The following is a 21,920-nucleotide window of genomic DNA, read 5'->3' on the forward strand; positions in this document are numbered from 1 at the left end:
CCTCGTTTTCACACAGCCTTTTTTCAATACCAATATACAGCCCTTATAAACATATCTTATGATACGAAATCCCGTTTCTTTTCAAAGCTTCTTCTTCTCTACTCTGGCATGTAAAGATCAGTACCTGCTTCCGATTCCTTTCCAGCCAACGCAGTACCGCGCTCAGGCGCCGGTCATCATAACAGACAAACGCATCATCAAAGACCACAGGGAATTCTTCTTCATGGAGAATCTCCGCTGCAGCCATACGAAGAGCAAAATAAATCTGTTCCAGCGTTCCCTTACTAACCTGATCCATTGTGATGATTCTGCCTTCCACCAGAAGCTGTACACGCATTGCATCGTCCACCCAGACCTTTTCATATACGCCTTCCGTCACCTCACACAGGATCTCGGAAACACGACAGTTCAGTCTCTGTCCAAACCTGCCCTGCATTTCTTTCGACAGCTGATTCATTCGTTCCGCCGCAATCTCATAGGCCCGGCGATGTTTTTCCAATTCTTTGATGTCGTCACCGACTTCATCCATCTCATCCAGTTGTTCTGACAGATTCTCATACTGTACCTTCTTCTCACGGTACTCCTCCCTAAGCCGCTCCACCTGCCACCTGAGCTTTTCGGTATCTGCTTCCATTTTCTTCTGCTCCTGCGTCTTTTCCTCATCTTCCGCTTTCTTTTTGCGTCCGTCTTTCATACGGTTCCACAAATGCATCCCCTCTGCAAGCGCAATCACAATTGTAATCAGGAAATTCCATGGACGTTTAAAGAGTATAAAGGATAAGATCACCGCCAAAAGCATTGCCAAAAGCACAGCCGGATGAACACGCCAGTTGGAAAAAACACCCTTCCCTGCTTCTTCCTCCGCCGCCTTCCGCAGCTCTTCTCTTCTTTTCCCACAGCTTTCCATTCTGTCGTTCCAGGCATCTTCTGCCTGCTGCAGATCCTTCTCCAGCCGGTGCAGATCCCGCCAAACATAAGAAATCTCCAGCTCAATCTTCTCCCGTTTTTCCTGTTTCTGCCGTCCGTGTTCACGAATTGCTTTTTCCGTCTCTTTTTTTCTCTCGCCTAAAAGTTCCAGTGCCGCCGATAGATTCATTTCACCATTGCCGGTCGCATAATAATTCGCGGCATAATCTTTAAGCCTTGCCGAAAGCGCCGCTGTTGTAGCGGCACGCATCTGCCCCACCGCCACGGTATTTTCAAAATCCGCCTCAGTCATTCCGTCAAGTAGTACATCCAGATCCCCATGCTCCAAAGAAAGCTGTTCCCCGTCATCCTCACAGAAGAGCAGTGCACTCTTCGCGTACTTGTCAAAATGTCGCTCCAGACGGAAATTTCGTCTGCCACAGGTAAACCGAATCACCCCCGCATAATAATTCGGGTTCTCCCATGGTTCATATCTGCTGAAGGTGTCGTTGGCCGCCGCTCTTCCCCGTCCGCGTTCCATCCCAAAAAGCATCCCTTTTAAAAATGTATGAACCGTCGTCTTTCCGGCACCATTTTCCCCATAGATCAGATTCATTCCATCCGAAAACCTGATATTTTTATTTGAGAACTTTCCAAAGTTCTCCAGCACCAGCTCTTTAATCTCCATTTTCTATCCCCTTTTCGTCTCCAGAAGCGCTTTCACGCCCTCAAAAAGCGCCAGAGCTTCCTCACTTCCTTCCGGACTTTGTTTCAGACTTTCGATGTATACTCCCAACAAATTATCTTTGTTCTGCTCCGCCAACATTTCAAAGTCATACGCAGGTTTTGTCTCGTCCACAAATTCAAGTACATTTCCATATGCATCCATTCCAGAGACATCATACACCTGATCCGGACTGCGATATCCGTCAAGTATAATCTTGTACAGATTCTGTGTTCCTCCGGAGACGATCATCTGTGCAATCTTCTCCCTTAATTCTCTTCCTGTCATCTGCTCTGTAGTTTCCACTTTCATATGAACATACTCCCGGGACGCAAACGGAACGAATTCTGTCTTGACGGATTTTCCTCGAATCTCTCCGATTATATATCCATGTTTTCCGACATCATTCTTGTCTGTCGGTTCCAAAGACCCCGAATAATAGATATGGTTTTTCTCAATCTCCATCGGCCGATGTATATGCCCGAGTGCTACATAATCATACCCCAAGTTCATAATATTGTTTCTTTGAATCGGGATATGCTTCTCATCCCCGCCATGGGCTATCAGGATCTCAACCGGCTGTTTCTTCTGTGGAAACGCATCGGTATACAGTGCTTCACGGATTTCTTTCTGCCCGTAACTGAAACCATAGACGCTGGTTCCCAACTCCTCAAATTCCACAAATCCCATAGTCTGCTCCAGCAACGGATAGACCTGGCTTTTCCACTGATATGTAAGATAATAAGAAGATGGTTTTAGATAATCGTGATTCCCGGCGATGAACACGATCTTTGTGTGCGTTAGCTGTGAAAAAAGATAATCCACTTCCTTCAGTTCCCTAAGAAGAGGCTGTCTGTGAAACAGATCTCCCGCAATCAGAAGAAGATCCACCTGTTCTTCCTCACACACCTTAACCAGACGTTCCAGACTGTTCCACAATTCTTCCGCCCGTCTCTGGCTATACGCGCTTCCTGCGTCTGGCGATGCTCCAAGATGGATGTCTGCTGTGTGTATAAACCTCATCAATCTCCCCCTCCTTTTCCATCGGCAAATCCACGATCATCCGGGTTCTTCCGTCTTCACTTTCGGCGCGCATCGAGCCACCATGCAGTTCTACGATTTCTTTCGCGATAGCAAGCCCCAGCCCGGCACCACCCGTTGTACTGGAGCGCGCCGCATCTGCCCTGTAAAATTTATTAAAAATCTTTTCCAGCTTATCTGCCGGAATGGTATCTCCTTCATTTTCAAAAACGATCTCAACAATCTGCTCCTTTTGCCGGGCCAGTATTCGAAGTTCTGTATCGCTTCGGCAGTAGGCAATCGCATTTCTCAGAATATTGTCAAATACTCTGGCCAGTTTATCCGGATCTCCCTTGATCAACAGATTCCCCTCCGTCTGAACTGTGCAGATGAGATTCTTTTCCTGCAGGACCGCATACAATTCATCCGCGATCTGCTCCAGCATCATATCCAGATCCAATTCCACCGGCTCCAGTGTAATATCCTGAAGATTCAGACGCGTGATCTCAAAGAATTCATTGATCAGATCGCCGAGACGGATCGCCTTCTCCAAAGAAATGTGCGTATACCTGGCCCGTTCTGCCTCCGACATTTCCGGATTCGTATCCAGCATCGTCAGATACGCCACCACCGAAGTCAGCGGTGTCTTCAGATCATGCGCCAGGAACAATACCAGATCATTTTTCTTCTCTTCGATCTCCTGCGCTTCTTTTTCCTGTTTTTTCAGTGTCTGCTTGATTTCATTCAGACGATCCTCCAGCGGTTTCAATTCCGTGATAAGCCGGATGGGCTGATCCGAATCAGAGAGAATGTTCTCGATTCCATCACCGATCTGATCCATGTATCTGGTCATTTTCGATAGCGCAATATAGAAGAATAGCGAAAAAAGAGCCAGAAATCCCAGAATCATAAAAAATACTTTGTTATCCCCGATCAGCAGCCAGTACAGATGAATGGCCGTTCCCTCTTCCACATGCAGGGTTTCCATCAGCTTCAGAAACAGATTTGCAAAGCTGTCGTTATACACGCCGTCGATCACATACTCCAGAATCACACCGCCTACCAATACCGTGAGTGCTGTCACAAAAACCGTCTGAAGCAAAATACTGAGTTTTAATTTACGGTAATTATTCTTCAACCTTATACCCAACTCCCCACACCGTCTTGATAAAGTCCGATTTTCCGGTAGGACCGCTCATTTTCTCGCGCAGATGCCGAATATGAACCATGACGGTATTATTGCTGTTTTTATAGTAGTTTTCATGCCAGACCGATTCAAATAACTCCTCCGAACTGATCACCTTCCCACGGTTCTCGCAGAGCAGCCACAAAATATCAAATTCAATCGGAGTCAGCGTCAACGACCGCTCATTGTATGTACATTCATGTGACTGCTTGTTCAGAACCAGCCCGCCGAAATCAATCACATCCCCCTCGCTCCTGCTCTTATCATTGTACTGCGTATAGCGGCGCATCTGCGCTTTCACTCTGGCGACAAGCTCCAACGGATTAAACGGTTTCGGGATGTAATCATCTGCTCCCATTGTAAGTCCGGTAATCTTGTCCAGATATTCCGTTTTTGCCGTCAGCATAATGACCGGAAATGTGTATTTCTCCCGGATTTTCTTCAGAATAGTGAAGCCGTCGATATCGGGAAGCATCACATCCAGAATGGCCAGATCAATTCTCGTGCTCTCAATACAGTCCAACGCATCCTGCCCCGTATAAAACTTCAGGACATGGTATTCATTCTGCAGATACAGATCCACGACATCTGCAATCTCTTTTTCATCATCCACAATTAATATTGTATTCATACTCCTTCCTCCTTCTCTTATGCCCCCTCAAGCCTTCTTCTCATCTTTCCACTGATGTACAGAGTAAAACATCGCCGCAGCTGGCGCCTCTTAAGCCTCCATCTGCGGCGTTTTCTCACTTTCTAAAGTTCACAGTTATTAACCGTTCTCGGGAACGGAATCACATCGCGAATATTGGACATACCGGTGAGATACATGATGCATCTCTCGAATCCCAGACCAAATCCTGCATGTCTTGTGGAACCATATTTTCTCAAATCCAGATAGAACTGATAATCTTCCGTTTTCAGGTTCAGTTCCTTCATACGGGCAAGAAGCTTGTCGTAGTCATCCTCCCTCTGACTTCCTCCGATGATCTCACCGATTCCCGGAACCAGACAGTCCACAGCTGCAACCGTCTTGTTATCATCGTTCATCTTCATATAGAACGCTTTGATCTCCTTCGGATAATCTGTCACAAATACCGGGCGCTTGAATACCTGTTCTGTCAGATACCGCTCATGCTCGGTCTGAAGATCTGTTCCCCAGGATACCTTATATTCAAAATTCTCATTATTCTTTTCCAGAATCTCAATTGCTTCGGTGTAAGTCACACGGGCAAACTCAGAATTAACCACATTATTCAGCCGCTCCAGAAGCCCCTTGTACACAAATGAATTGAAGAAATTCATCTCTTCCGGTGCATTTTCCATCACGTAACGAATAATATATTTCAGCATGCTCTCTGCAAGTATCATGTCATCATCCAGATCCGCAAATGCGATCTCCGGTTCGATCATCCAGAACTCAGCCGCATGGCGGGTTGTATTGGAATTCTCTGCACGGAACGTAGGCCCGAAGGTATAAATATTCCGGAACGCCTGTGCAAATGTCTCTCCGTTCAGCTGTCCGCTTACCGTCAGATTGGTTTCCTTATTAAAGAAATCCTTTGTGTAATCTACAGTTCCGTCCGGATTCTTCGGCAGATTCTCCAGATCCAGTGTGGTAACGCGGAACATCTCTCCCGCTCCCTCACAGTCACTTCCGGTGATCAGCGGTGTATGCACATACACAAATCCTCTTTCCTGGAAGAATTTGTGGATCGCATACGCGGTCAGGGAACGAACACGGAATACAGCCTGGAATGTATTCGTTCTCGGGCGCAAATGTGAAATTGTTCTCAAATATTCGAAACTATGGCGTTTCTTCTGAAGCGGATAATCCGGAGCAGATGCTCCTTCAATCTCAATCTCTTCCGCCTGAATCTCAAAAGGCTGCTTTGCTTCCGGAGTTGCCACCAGTGTTCCCCTTACAATAATGGCTGCCCCTACATTCAACTTGGAAATCTCTGCAAAGTTCGGCATTGCATCGTGATAAACCACCTGCAGCGTTTCAAAGAATGATCCATCATTTACAACGATAAATCCGAAAGATTTGGATCCGCGCACACTGCGAACCCAGCCACCGATCGTGACTTCCTTGTCCAAGTATTCTTCCCGGGATTTGTATAGTTCTTTAATCGTTATTAAATTCATTGGTAAAACCCTCCGTCCATATCATTACATTATTTTTAAGTATAACATTATTCTCGATATTTTGAAAGGGTTATTTCGTCTACTCCAAAGTTATGATGATATCATCATTCTCCCGTCCGGCATCCCGGAACACCTGCATGATCTCCTGAAAATATTCGCTGCGTCCCGTGCTGTGAAATACTTCTATATGCGTATTCTGCATATCATTCAGGCAGTCCTGCAGCGTATCCAGGTTATTCTCATACCGGTCCGGAAGATCCAGTTTCTCCTTGATGTACTGATGTGCTTTCTCCGGCTCCTCCATATATAACCCATTCAAAATGACTGACTTCATCTGCAAATCCTCCTTTTCCAGTTTTCTAGATTCTGGTTTCCCTATTCCGGAATCAATTCTAGGATTTGCAGTTTTATCGGAAATATACACGTTTCTCTACGGCTTGCATCTTCCACAAGGCTCATATCCCTGCGCAATCAGCTCCGTACGGGTTCCGGTATACTCCTCTTTATTTTCTTTCTTGATCTCTTCTGCTCCCCCGCAAGAAGAAAAGTGAAATTTTTTCGTGTTTGTGTTAAGAATATAATTATTTTTCCGATCAGAATTTACTGTTTCTTTCGTATCCTCAGCTTCCCGACTGTCGCCTGTGGCATAATCCACTTCAATTCCCGGCTGAACGTTGTACACATATACGTTATAACAGATCTCTTCTCCGTCATCTTCCACAGACTTGGCTTCCATCTGCACACCGGACGCAACCAGATTATCCCCCTCGAAAACCGGTGTCACACGATACATCACATGGTTCCCTGTCTCACGGATATAATCCGCCACCATATTCTCAAACGGAAGCATCCCTTCCACATTCATATAGCGTGTTCCTGTAATCAGATTTTCTTCATTTGCGTTCTCCGCCGTAAGCTGATATCCAATCAAATGACAGCGGTTGTACAAATATTTTCCATCCACATTATCGTATTTCACCGTCTGCCAGCCGGACGGTTTCACCTGACCGATATTTCCCCTTTTCTCCGTGGGCATCAGTTCTTCGCCGATCACAGCCTCTGCCACCCCGCATCTTCCCAATCCGTCCAGCTCACTGTAAGATTCATATGCCTCCGGCTGCAGCTCATCCTCTGTAAAATCCGGCTCATCATCGTTGATGACCACATAAGGTTCTCCGTCATATTCCTGAACCTGCGCGACCGAGCTTGCACCGGAATTCTCCCACATCTGCGCATTTTCTTCCGCAAAAATTCCCGCCTCCTCACATCCCGCCAGCGGAAATGCAAGAAGAATGCAAAGTGCAATAGCAATGATTCTATTTCTTTTAATCATTCTGTTTTTCTCCCCTTATGTAAATCTCTTTCGTGATCTTTTCATGTGAATTGCCCCTCATATCCACACTTTCTACTTTTTCCCACTCCTCAAGACATAAGTCCAGATACTGATCCGCCGGATATCTCCGATTCCAATGATATACGATCAGTTTTTCAATTCTGGAAACGTATGGCTTCAGTTCTGCATTTTCTACAAAACAGTATTCTCCCTCCTGTGCCATCTCCAGAAACTGTTCTGAGCTTATGATCTGCATATCACCGGCTTCCTCTCTGTCTCTCAGTTCTCCTGCCGATGCAAATAATTTTTCCGAAAATGGATGAATCCAAAGTTTTCCGTCTCCGCAGATCTTACGGATGTCTCCCGTTACCACTTTATCGCGGCTCTGTCTGCGCTTGTTGAACATCATGCCTCCGGCATCGTCAATACATAGAATTACTATCATAAACCTTATATTCTCCCCTTTTCTGCTGGTTACCTATGATATACTGAAAAAGTGTCTTGTTGGAAGTCTAACATATCCTGTAACGGATTTCAACACCCGTATTATTGTCCTGCCCTAATCCTTCTTATAATTAGCAGGCATTCTATATATTCATCCTCAAGCACCGTATCGTCGTCCTGCTCTGCCCACTTAATGTACAGGTAAAGAGTGTCAGATCCCAGTCTCCACTCCTCATCTCTTCCACAGCCGCAGCCTGAAGTACTTCCATCTCCGCCACTTCATATGAAAATTCATTTCCATCCACATCTTTGAAAATAACAGGGTCTCCAGCCTGCAGTTTACTCAGATTTCCAAAGAAAGAAACGTAATTGTGTGCGGCAATAATCAGATCATCCTTATACGCAGAGCCTTCATAACGGCAAGGTGCAATCTTCAGATTCGGGGGGCTTAGGCTACTGACGACCGGAAGTTCCAGATTCAAAGACGGAATCTGAAGAACCCCGATATACTCCACGCCATCAATCCGCTGCACCGGCATCTCCATATCCGGATTCAAAATATAATCCGGTATTTCCGGTTCATCTTCCTGTTCCTCCTCATCCTGCTCCTCTATCCGGATTTCATCCAATGCCTGACGGGCAGAACACTTTGCCCGATATTCATCATAAATATTATATCCTGTAAGGAAAAAGGCTGCCGCAATCAGCAGCAGCCCTGACAGGATAAAAATAATCCCTTTATTTTTCATGTGTATTTCCTCTCCGACGCAGCACTCCGATTACTATAAGGAGCAAGCCTCCGGCCACAAGTACCGGAACCGGCCACCAGAGCTGTCCAGTCTGCGGGAGCGTAGGATTTCCGGGTTGATCCGGATTTTCAGGTTGTTCCGGATTTTCAGGGGTACCCTCATCATACGTATTTGTCACCACAAATGTGGTACCTTCCTGCGTCACCAAAACCGTATAATCTTCCAGTTCCTTTTCCACTACGGTCCACTTAGAACTCTCATCCAGTTCGTCCCATGTATACCGCCAGTCATTTGCAGCACTCAGCGTGACGGTATCAAATACTTTTCCATCCCTCAGCAGTTGCACCTCGATTTCCTTCGGACGTTCTTTCTCATGCCCTTCGTCCTTCCAGACCTTCAGCGCTTTACGGGTTATCGTCTTCGGCTCTTCCGGAACCGGCTCCGAATCATGCTTGGCGTTGGCTGTCACATCATAGCTCCAGGTATTATTTTCCTTATCCAGACTCGGCAGCATCACCATAAACGGGGACGCGTCATAATAGTATCCGTCCTGTGTATGGCGCCGGCTGATCACCAGATATAAGCCCGGTGTCAGTTTTTCCTGTGTGTTCGGAAATGTAACCAGTCCATTTTCATCCGTCTTCCCACTGTCAGTCGGCGGAATCTGATCCCGGAGAACATATCCTTCCAGCGTCGCTGCCAGTTCCCTCCAGGCCTCATCGTTCTTTCCGCGGATATCTACATTGAACTGTTGAAATGTCTCTGTAGTTGTCAGTTCTCCGTACTCATCTACCGTGGCCACCAGATAAATGTCAAACTCCGCACCGGCCAACGGCGTATCGCCATCCCGATAGGAAATGGTCAGGCTCACATCCTTATTCAGTTCAATACTTCCCGCCGCCAGTACGCTCATCGGCAGGATCATACACGCCGCCAGCACACTAAGCAGAACGGCCGTCAGACGTTTAGAAATCTTCATCATCGTTACCTCCATGATTTTTCTTGCGCTGCCTCGGGAGCAGCAGGATCACTAAAAGCAAAAGCAACATCGGGGTTGCTATAGCAGGTGCCACGATCAGCGGCTCAATCTGTACTGCATCCGCCGCCACACGGGCTTTATTTGCTTCTTTTACATTTTCAATTCGATGCCCCCGCACCAACAGACGGTGGGTATTGATTCCATACGGAGTGCAGGTAACGAGCGTACAGTAATCTTTCCCTTCTTCAATCCGAAGGGCACCCGTCTCCTGGGGTTCCACGATCAGGATTTGATTGACCTCATAAGTCAGTACCTCGTCCAGGACCCGGAGCATAAATATGTCTCCCTCTTGCAGCTTGTCCAGGTTGGTAAATAACTTGGCGCTGGGCAGTCCCCTGTGGCCGGAGAGGACACAGTGAGTGCTCTCTCCCCCCACAGGCAGGCTGGACCATTCCAGATGCCCCACGGCGATCTGCAGGACCGATTCATCCGTACCGTGATAGATGGGCAGAGAGCAATCAATACTGGGTATTTCAATATAGCCCATGATGCCAAGGCCGGACACATCCAATTGCCGCTCGTATTCTTCCTTATGGGCATCACTGAGCAGGTAGGCCTCATCCCTGTCGTTCAGAGATGCATTGTACCTTTCGGCTGCAGCCCAGATTTCGTCATATTGCTCCTGGTTCAGATTGGCCACTTCTTCGGAATATGCAGCAATAGCTCTGGTTTGATGATAGGAATTCCAATAATCGCTGACTGTCGGATACAGCAACAAGGACAGCCCTACAAGAAGGATCAGTACCAGGAGTAACGTTATAAAATTGCCTTTTTTCTTCTTCATGCAGGGTTCTCCTTACCACTGTAGGCCGGGGAGGAGGTGCCCTCCGCGGCTGTCACAGAGAAATTTCAGTGTGTTTCAGATATGTATGATACAAGGGTCAAAAGGTCATGTTTTTCATGCTTGCATGAAAAAACATGACTTTGGGACCCGCAAAACATGAGAAAGTAGCCCGAATAGGGCGGATTTCGAATGTTTTTAGGATTTCGCGAGCACAAAGTGCGAAGAAACCCGTGTATCATAGGGGTCGAAATACCTTTTGACCCCTACATCATATGTATCAGAGTATTAGCGTCTGTTGCTCATACGCTTTTTGGTAATCAGCAACACAGCCGCACCGATGACCAGAATAGCGCCCACAACATAGAAGATAGTGGTACCCATGCCACCGGTGGACGGGAGCTCGGTACCGGTTGCGTTCGGTACTTCAACTGTCAGGGCATTGGTATCCAGAACCGTTACATTAACAGGGTCTTTCAGTTTGTTGTAACCGGCGGGAGCCGCAGTCTCAACCAGCGTGTATTTATCCAGGTCAACGCCCTTGATGACGATTTTGCCGGAATCAACGGTGGTAAAGCTGTCAACCGCACCTGGTTCATCTCCATTGGCTACGCGGTATTCGGTATTGGAAACCTTGATCAGCTTGACAACGTTGCCACTTGCATCCTTCAGCTGGAAGGTAGCGCCGGCCAGAGGATTCTTTTCTGTATCATTTGCAGCGTACTTCAGAACGTCAAACTGATAGGTTTTGGTAACGGTCTCGCTCCACTCGGTCTCGCTCTTTTCGCCCCAGGTCAGTTTTGCGTCGTTCTTCTCGCCAGCAGTAATATTGGCATTTTCATTCAGTACGGCACTGTAAGTAACGGTCAGGGTCGTGTCAGTAGTCAGGCTGTCCAAATAAGTCTGAGTAAACCGGATCTCAAAATCACATCCATCGGTCAGACCAGTGGTGACAACGGTGTAGTCGGTCTCCTCGGTCAGGTAAGCGGTCGTGTTAGAGTTCAGGTCAGCAATTTTAACGCTGTTCGCGCCGCTAAAGGTCAGGCCATTTTCCATCTTATCGTGCATAACAACGTTCTTGGCACCTTTTTTGAGGGTGATGGTGGTCTGGAAGTTCACAGTATCGCCAATCTGGGCACTGTTACTCTTGCCCCAGCCATTACCTTCTGCTTCAGCCTGAGAATCCTCCTGAACCTTCTTGTCAAGAGTATGATCGACGTTCTTCTCGTTCACGGTAGCATCAGGCTTGGTAGGAGTGGTATCTACAATTGCCAAATTACCGTTGGTGGAAGTAATCAGGTAGTAGCCAGCGTCCAGATTTAAAAAAGTGAATGAGCCATCGGCTGTTGGGGTCTCTGTAGCAACAACGGTCTTTCCACTGACAGCGGCTGCGGCTGCCTTACCAAAGGCTTCCATGCTGACGGCATCTTTTTTGTCCGCTTTCCAGGTCACATAGCCCTGCATATCGATATCCACATAGTCTTTGCCAGCGCCGGTGGTAAAGAAATCGTTCCACTCGCTGTTTACAGTGTAGCTGTAGGCTGTATTAACTTCATTGACACTCAGATCAAGCATCTTATAGAGCTTATAGGTTTCGCCTTTCTGTGCGCCATTGACAGTAATCGAATTGGTGCCAGTGGCAAAAGCAGTGGTAGCCGTGGCAAAAACCATAATTATGGCAAGTAGCAAGCTGGCAAATTTTTTCGCATGTTTCATTGTTTTCATTCCTTTCATTAATAAATTTTATTTTGGTAAATCAACATGTTACTACGCATTAGAAAGATTCGGAATCCTCCTTTCTGCGCGAAATATATATATACAACAGGAGGAACGCTGCGCCTGTAAGCAGCAGGAAGCCTCCCGTGGTATACGGTACAGTACCGGCTCCGCCGGTGTCGGGCAGCTCATAGCCCGTGGTGTTGGTACAGATTACAGAAGCTATACTGTCATTGCCACCTGTGATGTCACAGGTAACAGTCTGACCATAGACTTCCTTATCATTTATTTTCCACCCTACGGAATAACCGTCGGCATTGGTCTCTTTGATCGACACTTGCGCGCCAGCCGGAAGTCCTGTGATGGTAACCATCTCACCGTGATAAAGCTTTACAGTGGCAACCGCATAACTATCTTGTTGCTTTGTAAAAGACAGCACATTGCCCGTGTGGGTCTGGCCGGAATTTGTGGTTGTATAGGCCGCCGTGTAGTCCGTAGCTTTCCAGTTTGCTCCCACTTGGAACTTAAGCTCAAACGAAAACTCACCATCTGTACTTCCACCTGCGGTGTTTTTGACAATCTTGGTCAGTGCCAGATCTCCGGTGGAAAATGTGTTGGTGACGGTAATATTGACCGTGTTACCAACCCCCGTAACGGTTCCGCTGGCATTGTCTGAGTAAGCGGGGGTGTACCCTTCTCTGCCGGTCAGCGGAGTTCCGTTCCCGTCGGCTACTTCTTCTACCTTATAGTAGGTGCCAGCCAGCAGCTTTACCTTGGCCGTCTCCCCGGCGGCAATCTTTATGATGCCTGCCTGTTCCACAGAACGGGTTGTTCCATTATCTCCCACATAATAGGTGGTTCCAACTGAGATCGGTACCAGGCTATTCGCGTCCGGCCCAAGCAGTACCTTCATATAATAGTATTCCGGTTCGCCGTTGAGAGAGCTACCCACCTGGGTTTTGGTGATTGCCAGAGTGCTGAGCTTTTCTGTGTCCACCCTGTTGGTATAGTTGACCAGATTGCCAGCATCCGCATCCAGTCCTGGACTATTGTAGCCGGTGAAGTCAGCTGTAGTGGTATCATTTTTGCAGGTTCCTGTATCGCTGCCGACGCTGTAGATCACCTCATTATACTGACCGGTCAGGCCGGTAGGCAGAACCTCCTGAACCACATACTTTTTGACGCTTTCGTTTTGGCCAAACCGGGCAAGCATATTGGTGAACTCTGCCATCTGTCCGGCTTTCAGGGTGAAATAGCCGCCTTCGCCCACCGTTCGCGTCTCATTCGCCGTCAGGCCCGCACCGGAGAGGGTGTAGGAATCGCCTTCATTGATTAATAGCCGATCGGTGGGATTTCCGTTTGCATCTGCCTTGACTACCCGGAACTTGTACTCCATGGTATTTTCCAGATGCTTGACCACATCGGTGTCTGTATCCGCATTCGCTGTCAGCGTCTTGGCCACCTGCAGTGACTTTTCCGGCAGGATTGGAAGGTTGAAATCAATGGAACAGTTGGCAACCGCGCAGCCGCGCTCCATATAGAAGAAGCTCAGCTTGTGCTTGGTGTAGTCAGCGAAGATATTGCCGTTCCAACCGCCAGTTGGATCTTTCCCTGCTTCTTCATAGCATTTTTTGATTGTTGTCGAGAAAGAGGTTACACCCTCCTTTCCAACAACACCGTTCCAATCCAGGTACTGCTTAATCTCTCCCGTAGCAAAGTTGATAGAGCCAGTAACCGTACCGTGGGTACCACCCAAATCGAGAACAAGAACATTGTCGACAAACACCCAGACATCATCATCACCGGAGAAGTGGAATACCATTTCTTCGCCATTCAGTTTTCCGTCTCTGCTCTGATAGAAATCCACGTCCATCCGCATACCGAACCAGTAGTTCACATCGGCGGATTCCAGATTGTAAGCGCGCGCATCGTCGAGGTATGTCCCAACCACCTGACCATCGGTGTAGTTGAATGGCAGGAAGTCATAGTATTTCTGTGCACTTCCATAAGTGGATGTGGAGTAGTTGCGCTCCACATAATTACGGACACGGAACATTTTGCTATTAATGTCATAGTCCACAGCATTGTAAGCGCTGTTGTAATAGTAATGGGTTCCAATTTTTTGCAAGATGGTATTGGTAGGCTTGTAAGCCGTGACCGCACCGTCGCCACTGCTGAACAGATATCTTAGGCTACGATCCGACCGAGGGAGATTTTCATCCGTAACTTCTGGTGATTTTGCTCCACCCAGCGCATTCCGATTCGGATCGAGGAAAGGATAGTTGTCTGTCAACGTCCGCTCCACTGTCGCGTGATTTACAGTGAAACCATCCTCATCATAACGGTTGTCTCTGTCTCCGTTTTGAAGGTTGCGGTTGCTTTCCTGTTGGCCGCGGAACTGAAAATATGGCGTGATCGACCGCCAACTATCACCATCGCCGCTACCACTGGGTCGGTTGATCTTTGTGCTGTAGTCAAAGAGCTGGAATTCGATCGCGGAATCTGCTACAGCAGCCACATCGTCATCTCTGGCACTTGCGGTGGCGGTGTTATTTTTTGGAGAGAAGGTAAAATAGGCTAATGCTTTTCCAGTACTAATTTTTTCTTGGGTGACGTCAGCCCCAGACATCCAATTTATTTGTACCGTATCGCCATCCCCATCTAATTGCGTCTCATCATATGGCGACGGCCAATCTGCATTCGGATCATACAAACCAACCTGTTTAGCATAGGTTTTCTTGACCAGCAGGAGATAAGCTTCTTGATTTTGCACGCCCATATCGGGAGAAGCCTCTCCTGCTTGGATTACCTGATACCTGCCATTCCGACATTCGATTCGATATGCGTTCCAATCATTATAATCGAACCCATTATTACCAAAGAATTTCCCGATGTTGACGATATTGTTATACGTAATATCATCATCCGATTTCAGTCTCGGATTGAGCAAGATAACATTGGTCGTGTCACCATACGTGTTAAAGGCGTCTATCGGATAAATATTGTTTTCCGGCGGGACAATCGTGTTTCCATTCACGGCTGTATAGGAAAGGTAGACATCCGCTGTATAGTTTGTGCCTTCCATCCACTCTGTCCAACTGCCATTCTCCACAGCGTATTGCCATTTATTCATATCCTTGTTGTATCTGACCTGGGCAATTGTTATCTTCACGCCATTGAGAAGAACATAAGCAGAATCATAAGCATAGCCGGAATGATTGATGCGATTGGCATATTGGCTCAGAGTGACACTTTCCAACTCAGAATATGTAGCAAGCGCGGTTTCGCTATTCCCTTCCAATATGCTATTCTCGTTAGTGTCCACGTAGTGAAGGATTAGTTTATAGCTATCCTGCCATGTCACCGTAAAGGTTGAGAAGCTTTTCACTTCAAAGGCAGCGGCAACATCTGCTGTAGTCTCTGTACCGTTGTCCAATGCCTCCACCTGCCCGGTCTCCTGGGCGGCATCCGCTACCGTCTCTACCGTCACCGCACCGGCGGCCAGGGCGGACGACGCTTCCTCATCCGGCATCCGATGTGCTGTGTCTGTCTGCTCATGGTGCTGCACAGCCAGAGTATCCGCATTCGCCTCTTCCGGCAGCAGCCCCATCGCGTTGATGCAGACATAGACGCTGCTCTCAGGTTCGATTTCCGCACCATCCACTGTAAAATGGATATCCAGTGCTGCAAATCCATCATATACGGTATCGGTCAGAGCCTGCTGTGCTGCTTCATAAGCTTCACTTCCCTGTTCCAGCAGTTCTGCCGTAAGCACCGCATTGTCCGGCAGTGCATCTTCAGAAGCATATACCATAACTCCAAACCGGTTGTCAGGGTCGATATAACTATAATTTGCATCATATCCATCAGGGATCTGAGCGCCTTCAGGCAGAACCATATTCAGATTTCCTTGCTCCGGAGCTTTCTCCGTACTCTGACATTCTTCACTGTGAATGTGCTCCTCCATCCCACAGGTCAGTTCCTCCGTCTGAAAGCAGGCATCGGTGTGAGTATGTTCTGGAATGTCGCACTGCTTCTCCATCGTGACAGCGGGCAAAATCAGCGCATATGTAGTACAGAACACCACGATTACCGCCAGACTTATTACAACCTTATGCCACCACTTCTTACGTCGTCTCTCCTTCATATACTGATCCGCATTTTGAAGGACATCTTGTTTCATTCGTCACCACCATCCTCTCTATTTCAACATTCGTACCTTATCACTTTCCAAACCTAAACTCTTTTTTTCCAACCAATTCATCCAGACTGACCTGATACAAATTGGACAGCGTAATTAAGATTTTCAATGATGGTTCTCTCACCCCTCTTTCATAATTTGACAACGCCTGACGGCTGATACCTACGGTCTTCGCAGTCTCTTCCATTGTCATACCTTTTTGCTTTCTCAACAATCTAAGCAAATCACCATTCATACTTTTTTCTCCTCTCTTGGCATTAATCATAATGATCTTTGTTTCAGAACTCTTAACTAATTAAGTACTCCGAATTCCGTTAACGGCCAGATGCGAAATACGATTCTTCCGACAATCTGTTCGTTTGCCACACAGCCCACACTAGTACTTCGTGAATCTACAGATGTAGATCTGTGATCCCCGATACAAAACCATCGGTTATCCGGTACCTGATACGGCAGATCAATATCGCAGTCTCCATAAGCTTTTTCTTTCAAATACGGTTCATCCAGAAGTTCGCCGTCTACATAAACGTTTCCTTCTTCATCAATATCCACCCACTGACCGGGGCCTGCAATACAGCGTTTTACCAGAATCTTATTTCCCAGATAAAAGGCGATCAGATCCCCCGCTTCAAAATCTGAGCCTTTTACGGAAACAACGATATTTCCTTCTGTCAATGTCGGCGTCATGGATGACCCGTAAATCTGGAGGACCGGCATCCAGATCGTCGCAACCAGAACGGCCACTGCAGCCACAACAATCAGTGAATAAATGGTACTTCTAAGTACCTGTTTCAATCTCTTCTTATACCTTTCTCTTCCGAGTTCCGCTTTTAACTGTTCCACCGAAGGGAGTCCGGAAAATGAATCTATTCGTTCTTTCATTCTTTACGGCTTCCTTTCTCCGCCATACGCTGAACATTTCGCAAATACTGCTTCGCAGCTCTGTCAGCCGCTTCAAAAACTCCATTGATCTGTAATGCTGCCTCCGCGAGAGAACCGGCATTCTCTATCGTAATCGCCCGGTTTCTAAGCTCTGTTTTTACCTTTTTCAGTTCGGCTTCCAGCTCCTCATTTCGTTCAATCTGCTGAATCAGCATTTCCAGAAGCTCTGCACGACTCAGCTTTCGCAATTCTTTATCTGTCATCTGACTCCTCCAACCCTCACCCTAACGACATTCAGTCAATAAATATGGGAAGCAGTAATTACTATACAGCTCCCCAAAATACTCGTTATACAGCACAAAACAAATTACTGCTCTCTTTTCATGCTGAGTTTCAAATGCATCCATGCTGTATCCAACTACTACATAATTTCCATTATGTAGTAGAGTAAATTCTTGATGATTGATACATATTAACTTTGTAAACATTTTGTTTCTTAAAAGTATATCATAAGGATATAAAAAATCAAGTCAAATAGGAATAAAATTTTAAATTATTTTCAAATGGGCACAAAATATACATTTTATACGCAAATGTATAAAAATATCAAATAAAAATACGTGAATTTATAGAAGATAAATTCATTTCAAAATAATTGGCGACTTTTCAATAAGCTGATTCAAGTTTTTTATCCAATAATTTATATCATATAATTTACTCTACTACATAATGGAAATTATGTAGTATTTTTTATCTCTACACTACAAGCCCAAGCCGTTCAATCTTCTTCCGATGCTCTCCACTGGTAGTCATAATATAAATCCGGGTAGTATCAATGCTGCTATGCCCCAAAATATCCGCCAATTTTGCAATATCTTTCTCAATATTATAAAAAGTCCGTGCAAACAGCTTCCGCAGATTATGTGGAAATACTTTGCTTGCCACTACACCAGCCGCTTCACAGAGCGATTTCATCTGTGCCCAGATATTACTTCGATTCAGCGGATTCCCATTTCGAGTGATAAAGATTGCACCTGAAAAGATTCTCTTCTTCTTTGCATAATCCATTAACTTCCTGCGAAGTTTTCCGGGAAGCAAAATGGTTCTGTTCTTATTTTTACAGCTCACATTCACAACTCCATCGCGTGCCGCTTCTACAGTAAAAAACCGCAGTTCTGATATTCGTATTCCTGTACTGCATATGGTTTCCAATATAAGATGAAGCTGTGGGCGATTATTAGCCGCTTGCAAAAGACGCCGATACTCCCCCTTGGTCAACTCTTTTTCTTCCGTACAATACGTGACTCGCTGCTGTTTGATATGTTTCACCTTACATTCTGACCATCCATTTTTCTCTTCCTCCCAAAATCCATTTCAAATATCATACCTCTATTTTATCCATTTTCTCCGCCACGATGTATGATCTGAAATGGAATGCTGTCCTAAAACTATCTATTAACAAAGTAAATATAGACTTATACAGAAAAACAGAGCGTCCTGCTGCTGCAAAACCCTCTGTTCCTTCTTCAACAATATTCTAATCAATTACTTTCACGCTTTCAATCACCGGCTGATCCTCCGCCGCAACGGTACCGTTCGCATCCTGCACTGGTGTATCCTTGCAAATCTGATCCACGATCTCCATACCTTCTGTCACCGTTCCGAATCCAGCATACTCGCCATCCAGATACAGGCTGTCTGACTGCACAATAAAAAACTGGGAACTGGCGCTGTCATTCGCACTGGATCGCGCCATGGAAATGGTTCCCCTCACATGGGAAATATCGTTCTTCACTCCATTACCTTCGAATTCTCCTTTGATTTTCGTATCGGATCCTCCGGTCCCGTTTCCGTTTGGATCACCGCCCTGAATCATAAATCCATCAATAATTCTGTGGAATGTCAGTCCGTCGTAAAATCCGTCTTCGGCGAGTGTCATGAAATTCTCCACTGTAATCGGAGCCGTATCTGCATCCAGTTCCACCTTGATTGTTCCATAATCTTTTACATTAATCTCTACATGATGTTTTCCGGAAATCGCAGTTTTGTCTTCTGTTGCATCAGATTCCGTTTTTGCGGTTTCGGATTTTTCAGTTCCTGTTTTCTCTTCGCCCGAGGCATCTTTCTTGGCACCGCATCCTACTGTCAGGATACCCGCCACAAGAGCCACACTCAATAAGCGAATCCATTTTCTTTTCTTCATCCATTTCATTCTGACTTTTGCTCCTTTTTCGTTTCTTCTATTTTCACCTGTTCCTTATCTAATTCGCTTTCTTCCACAATTTTAAGGAAATCACGCTCTTTCTTTTTCAAGGTTGGTATAAAACGTGCTGCCACTTTTCCTTGCCCTTTCTTCTTCATATAAAAATATCCGATAATAGCAAAAATGACTGCACCAATAAAATTCACAAACAAGTCTTCCATAGTATCATGAAGCCCGATATCCAGATAACCGCCAAGCCCCAGACTCTGACCATTCACTGCAACATCTGTGATTCCCTTTATGGTCGTCGGTACATTTCCGCCATTTGGATCGAGCATTACGGAGCTAATCGTGTGAATAATCGTATCTTTCTGCATATCGAATCCGAAAAAGGAATCCATTGTATATTCAAAGAATTCCCACAAGACTCCGACCGTCATCGAAAAACTAAAAGCCACAACTGACATAAAAGCCGGGGAGAGCTCAAACTTTAATTTTTCTTCCCGGTTCAGGATATCCACCAGAGAGAATCCGATCGCTGCCATCAAAAAACCATTCAGCGTATGTAAGATCATATCCCAATTTGCAATTTTGATGTAATATTCCTGAATTTCTCCCAAAATCTCCGCCGCAAAGATAAACAGCAGAATGATGATCTCCAACGTTGTGGGCAGCTCGATCTTAAGCTGAAGCTGGATCAGGCTCGGCACCACCAGCAAAAACAGCGTCAGTATGCACAGAAACACATTTTCATAATTCCGATTTAAGATCTGCAAAACCATACAGATGATTACAAGTGCACGTAACACCATATAAACAATAAAAGAACTTCTGTGTTCCCGAAGCTCCATTTCCAGTGCCTTTTTAATCCGTTCTGATTTTTTCATTCGCATTTCCCTTCCGAGGATGCCCCCAACTTTCTCCATCAGCAAACAGCGTATTTCTATTGTTTCCTCTTGTTTCCCAAAAAAGGGTATCAAAAAAGCGGGTGATGGGAATCGAACCCACGTATCCAGCTTGGAAGGCTGGTGTTCTACCATTGAACTACACCCGCATGACTCTTATTATTATAGTGAACAGCTATCATTTTGTCAAGTACTTTTTTTATCGTTCTTTATTTCTTGACCAGTTGCTGTTCCTAATTGCTTGTATATAATACCAAACAGCAACTGGTTTTGTCAAGCTTTTATTTCAATTTATTCATCAATTTCTTCCCTCGGTATCCATTTCGCCTTCCAGGCATAAAGAACCATCAGTGATGCTCCGATGATCCATGAGATTGGATATGCCATAAAGATCCATTTCATCTCACCAAATCTGGGTACTGTAACGTTCAGCCAGATGATCCGGTAAATGCAAAGCGAAAAAATGATAATAAACATCGGTGGCAGTGTTTTTCCTGTTCCGCGGATGGATCCTGCCAGAATCTGCATAATCGCAAGTATAAAATAGAATGGGCAGAAAAACCGCAGAATATATACACCCAGTTCCACCACATGCGGATCGTCCACAAAAATATGCAGGATGTTCCCTCCGAAGAGAAACAACAGAGTTCCCGAACACAGCGAGTAAATGACTCCCATGCTTACGGATACCAGAACGCCTTTCTTCACCCGGTCATAGCGTTTAGCCCCTACATTCTGTCCGGCAAATGTTGTCGCCGCCATTCCGAAGCTTAGCACCGGAAGGATATTGAATCCGTCAATCTTAATGTACGCCGCAAATGCCGCCATCAGATCCGCCCCAAAGCGGTTCACATTTGCCTGAATCACAACATTGGAAAAAGAAATTACCATATTCTGAATTCCAGCCGGGATGCCGATCCGAATGATTCTGGCGGCCATAATCTTATCCAACCGGATGCTCCTCAGTTTTAAACGATACAGATCCTTACTTTTCATCAAGTACTGCAGAATACATACACAGGAAATAAACTGCGCAATATCTGTAGCAAGTGCTACCCCTTCTACACCCATATGAAATACAACTACAAAAATCCAGTCCAGAACAATGTTGGATCCGGCAGCAATCATCAGATACTGCAATGCTTTTGCCGAATTTCCCACCGCATTCAGAATTCCTGCGGCATAATTATAAACGACGGAAAACAGCATTCCACCAAAAAAAATCCGCATATAAAGCACCGCCTGCGGCAGCACTTCCTTTGGTGTTCCCATCCAGTTCAGAAATATCGGAGCTGCCGATATGCCAATCGCCATCATGATAAGTCCGAAAATAATTGCGATTGCAACAGTTGTGTGAACAGCTTTCTCTACTCCTCTCTCATCTTTGGCACCATATTGCTGCGCGATCACAACTCCCGCACCCACAGATGCCCCAATACAAAATGCCAGCAACAGATCGATCAATGCACCACAGGCCCCGACTGCCGCGAGTGCATGCTTTCCTATATAATTTCCTACGATAATAGAATCGACCGTGTTATAAAGCTGCTGAAATAGATTTCCCAGAATCAACGGTACTGCAAATCGGATCAATTGGCGCCAGATACTTCCTTCTGTCATTGATGTCGACTTTTCCACCTTTCTTCCCCCTCTCCATACAATTCTCCTCTAAGACTTCCTCTCCCA

The 21,920-nt window shown here is 46.0% G+C and carries 20 protein-coding genes and 1 tRNA gene; all 21 read right to left on the bottom strand.

All coding sequences use genetic code 11. From position 1 onward, the window contains the following. Nucleotides 1-43: 43 nt before the first annotated feature. Nucleotides 44-1,594 carry an ATP-binding protein gene (locus ACTNB3_RS09710; protein WP_441025284.1) on the bottom strand — a complete coding sequence of 517 codons (1,551 nt, stop codon included), beginning with the start codon at nucleotides 1,592-1,594 and terminating at the stop codon, nucleotides 44-46. Nucleotides 1,595-1,597: 3 nt separating this feature from the next. After that, entirely contained in the window at nucleotides 1,598-2,653 is a 1,056-nt protein-coding gene (locus tag ACTNB3_RS09715) for a metallophosphoesterase family protein (RefSeq protein WP_427807508.1), read from the bottom strand. After that, nucleotides 2,589-3,788 carry a sensor histidine kinase gene (locus ACTNB3_RS09720; RefSeq protein ID WP_427819537.1) on the bottom strand — a complete coding sequence of 400 codons (1,200 nt, stop codon included), beginning with the start codon at nucleotides 3,786-3,788 and terminating at the stop codon, nucleotides 2,589-2,591. Before ACTNB3_RS09720 ends, ACTNB3_RS09715 begins: the two co-directional genes overlap by 65 nt. Beyond that, nucleotides 3,778-4,467: a VanR-ABDEGLN family response regulator transcription factor gene (gene vanR, locus ACTNB3_RS09725; protein ID WP_441025286.1), complete on the bottom strand. Its 690-nt coding sequence runs from the start codon at nucleotides 4,465-4,467 to the stop codon at nucleotides 3,778-3,780. Before vanR ends, ACTNB3_RS09720 begins: the two co-directional genes overlap by 11 nt. Nucleotides 4,468-4,589: 122 nt before the next feature. Then, nucleotides 4,590-5,981, bottom strand: coding sequence for an asparagine--tRNA ligase (asnS, locus tag ACTNB3_RS09730; RefSeq protein ID WP_441025288.1), 1,392 nt, complete (start codon nucleotides 5,979-5,981; stop codon nucleotides 4,590-4,592). Between the two features lie 79 nt (nucleotides 5,982-6,060). Continuing rightward, a complete protein-coding gene (locus ACTNB3_RS09735; protein WP_427807516.1) occupies nucleotides 6,061-6,315 on the bottom strand; it encodes a barstar family protein in 255 nt (84 codons plus the stop codon). Between the two features lie 96 nt (nucleotides 6,316-6,411). Continuing rightward, nucleotides 6,412-7,314 carry a DNA/RNA non-specific endonuclease gene (locus tag ACTNB3_RS09740; RefSeq protein WP_441025290.1) on the bottom strand — a complete coding sequence of 301 codons (903 nt, stop codon included), beginning with the start codon at nucleotides 7,312-7,314 and terminating at the stop codon, nucleotides 6,412-6,414. Next, on the bottom strand, nucleotides 7,307-7,759 hold the full coding sequence (locus tag ACTNB3_RS09745; RefSeq protein ID WP_427819533.1) for a ribonuclease Z: 453 nt from the start codon (nucleotides 7,757-7,759) through the stop codon (nucleotides 7,307-7,309). The genes ACTNB3_RS09740 and ACTNB3_RS09745 overlap by 8 nt, the downstream gene beginning before the upstream one ends. Before the next feature lie 142 nt (nucleotides 7,760-7,901). Next, nucleotides 7,902-8,507 (bottom strand): sortase, encoded by a 606-nt coding sequence (locus ACTNB3_RS09750; protein WP_441025291.1) that lies wholly within the window; start codon nucleotides 8,505-8,507, stop codon nucleotides 7,902-7,904. Beyond that, the gene (locus tag ACTNB3_RS09755) at nucleotides 8,497-9,489 is read right to left on the bottom strand and encodes a Cna B-type domain-containing protein (RefSeq protein ID WP_441025292.1); all 993 of its coding nucleotides are present in this window, start codon (nucleotides 9,487-9,489) and stop codon (nucleotides 8,497-8,499) included. Before ACTNB3_RS09755 ends, ACTNB3_RS09750 begins: the two co-directional genes overlap by 11 nt. Continuing rightward, nucleotides 9,473-10,330: a class C sortase gene (locus tag ACTNB3_RS09760; RefSeq protein ID WP_441025294.1), complete on the bottom strand. Its 858-nt coding sequence runs from the start codon at nucleotides 10,328-10,330 to the stop codon at nucleotides 9,473-9,475. The genes ACTNB3_RS09755 and ACTNB3_RS09760 overlap by 17 nt, the downstream gene beginning before the upstream one ends. A 285-nt stretch (nucleotides 10,331-10,615) precedes the next feature. Continuing rightward, nucleotides 10,616-12,043: a SpaH/EbpB family LPXTG-anchored major pilin gene (locus ACTNB3_RS09765; RefSeq protein ID WP_441025295.1), complete on the bottom strand. Its 1,428-nt coding sequence runs from the start codon at nucleotides 12,041-12,043 to the stop codon at nucleotides 10,616-10,618. Between the two features lie 58 nt (nucleotides 12,044-12,101). Next, nucleotides 12,102-16,226, bottom strand: a complete 4,125-nt coding sequence (locus ACTNB3_RS09770) for a DUF7601 domain-containing protein (protein WP_441025297.1) — start codon at nucleotides 16,224-16,226, stop codon at nucleotides 12,102-12,104. A gap of 40 nt (nucleotides 16,227-16,266) precedes the next feature. Then, nucleotides 16,267-16,479, bottom strand: a complete 213-nt coding sequence (locus tag ACTNB3_RS09775) for a helix-turn-helix domain-containing protein (protein WP_427819524.1) — start codon at nucleotides 16,477-16,479, stop codon at nucleotides 16,267-16,269. 56 nt (nucleotides 16,480-16,535) lie between these two features. Continuing rightward, a complete protein-coding gene (gene lepB / locus ACTNB3_RS09780) occupies nucleotides 16,536-17,126 on the bottom strand; it encodes a signal peptidase I (RefSeq protein ID WP_427819522.1) in 591 nt (196 codons plus the stop codon). Continuing rightward, nucleotides 17,123-17,389, bottom strand: a complete 267-nt coding sequence (locus tag ACTNB3_RS09785) for a DNA repair protein (RefSeq protein ID WP_427819520.1) — start codon at nucleotides 17,387-17,389, stop codon at nucleotides 17,123-17,125. Before ACTNB3_RS09785 ends, lepB begins: the two co-directional genes overlap by 4 nt. A 493-nt stretch (nucleotides 17,390-17,882) precedes the next feature. Further along, nucleotides 17,883-18,455, bottom strand: coding sequence for a tyrosine-type recombinase/integrase (locus ACTNB3_RS09790; protein WP_441025299.1), 573 nt, complete (start codon nucleotides 18,453-18,455; stop codon nucleotides 17,883-17,885). 208 nt (nucleotides 18,456-18,663) lie between these two features. After that, entirely contained in the window at nucleotides 18,664-19,329 is a 666-nt protein-coding gene (locus tag ACTNB3_RS09795) for a peptidylprolyl isomerase (protein WP_441025329.1), read from the bottom strand. 5 nt (nucleotides 19,330-19,334) lie between these two features. Next, nucleotides 19,335-20,216, bottom strand: coding sequence for a hypothetical protein (locus tag ACTNB3_RS09800; protein WP_441025300.1), 882 nt, complete (start codon nucleotides 20,214-20,216; stop codon nucleotides 19,335-19,337). 96 nt (nucleotides 20,217-20,312) lie between these two features. Beyond that, nucleotides 20,313-20,383: transfer RNA gene (locus ACTNB3_RS09805), tRNA-Gly, on the bottom strand. 142 nt (nucleotides 20,384-20,525) lie between these two features. Next, nucleotides 20,526-21,872 (bottom strand): MATE family efflux transporter, encoded by a 1,347-nt coding sequence (locus tag ACTNB3_RS09810; protein ID WP_441025301.1) that lies wholly within the window; start codon nucleotides 21,870-21,872, stop codon nucleotides 20,526-20,528. Between the last annotated feature and the right edge of the window lie 48 nt (nucleotides 21,873-21,920).

This window comes from Bariatricus sp. HCP28S3_D3 (assembly GCF_052065755.1).
In the GTDB taxonomy this organism is placed as follows: domain Bacteria; phylum Bacillota; class Clostridia; order Lachnospirales; family Lachnospiraceae; genus Allocoprococcus.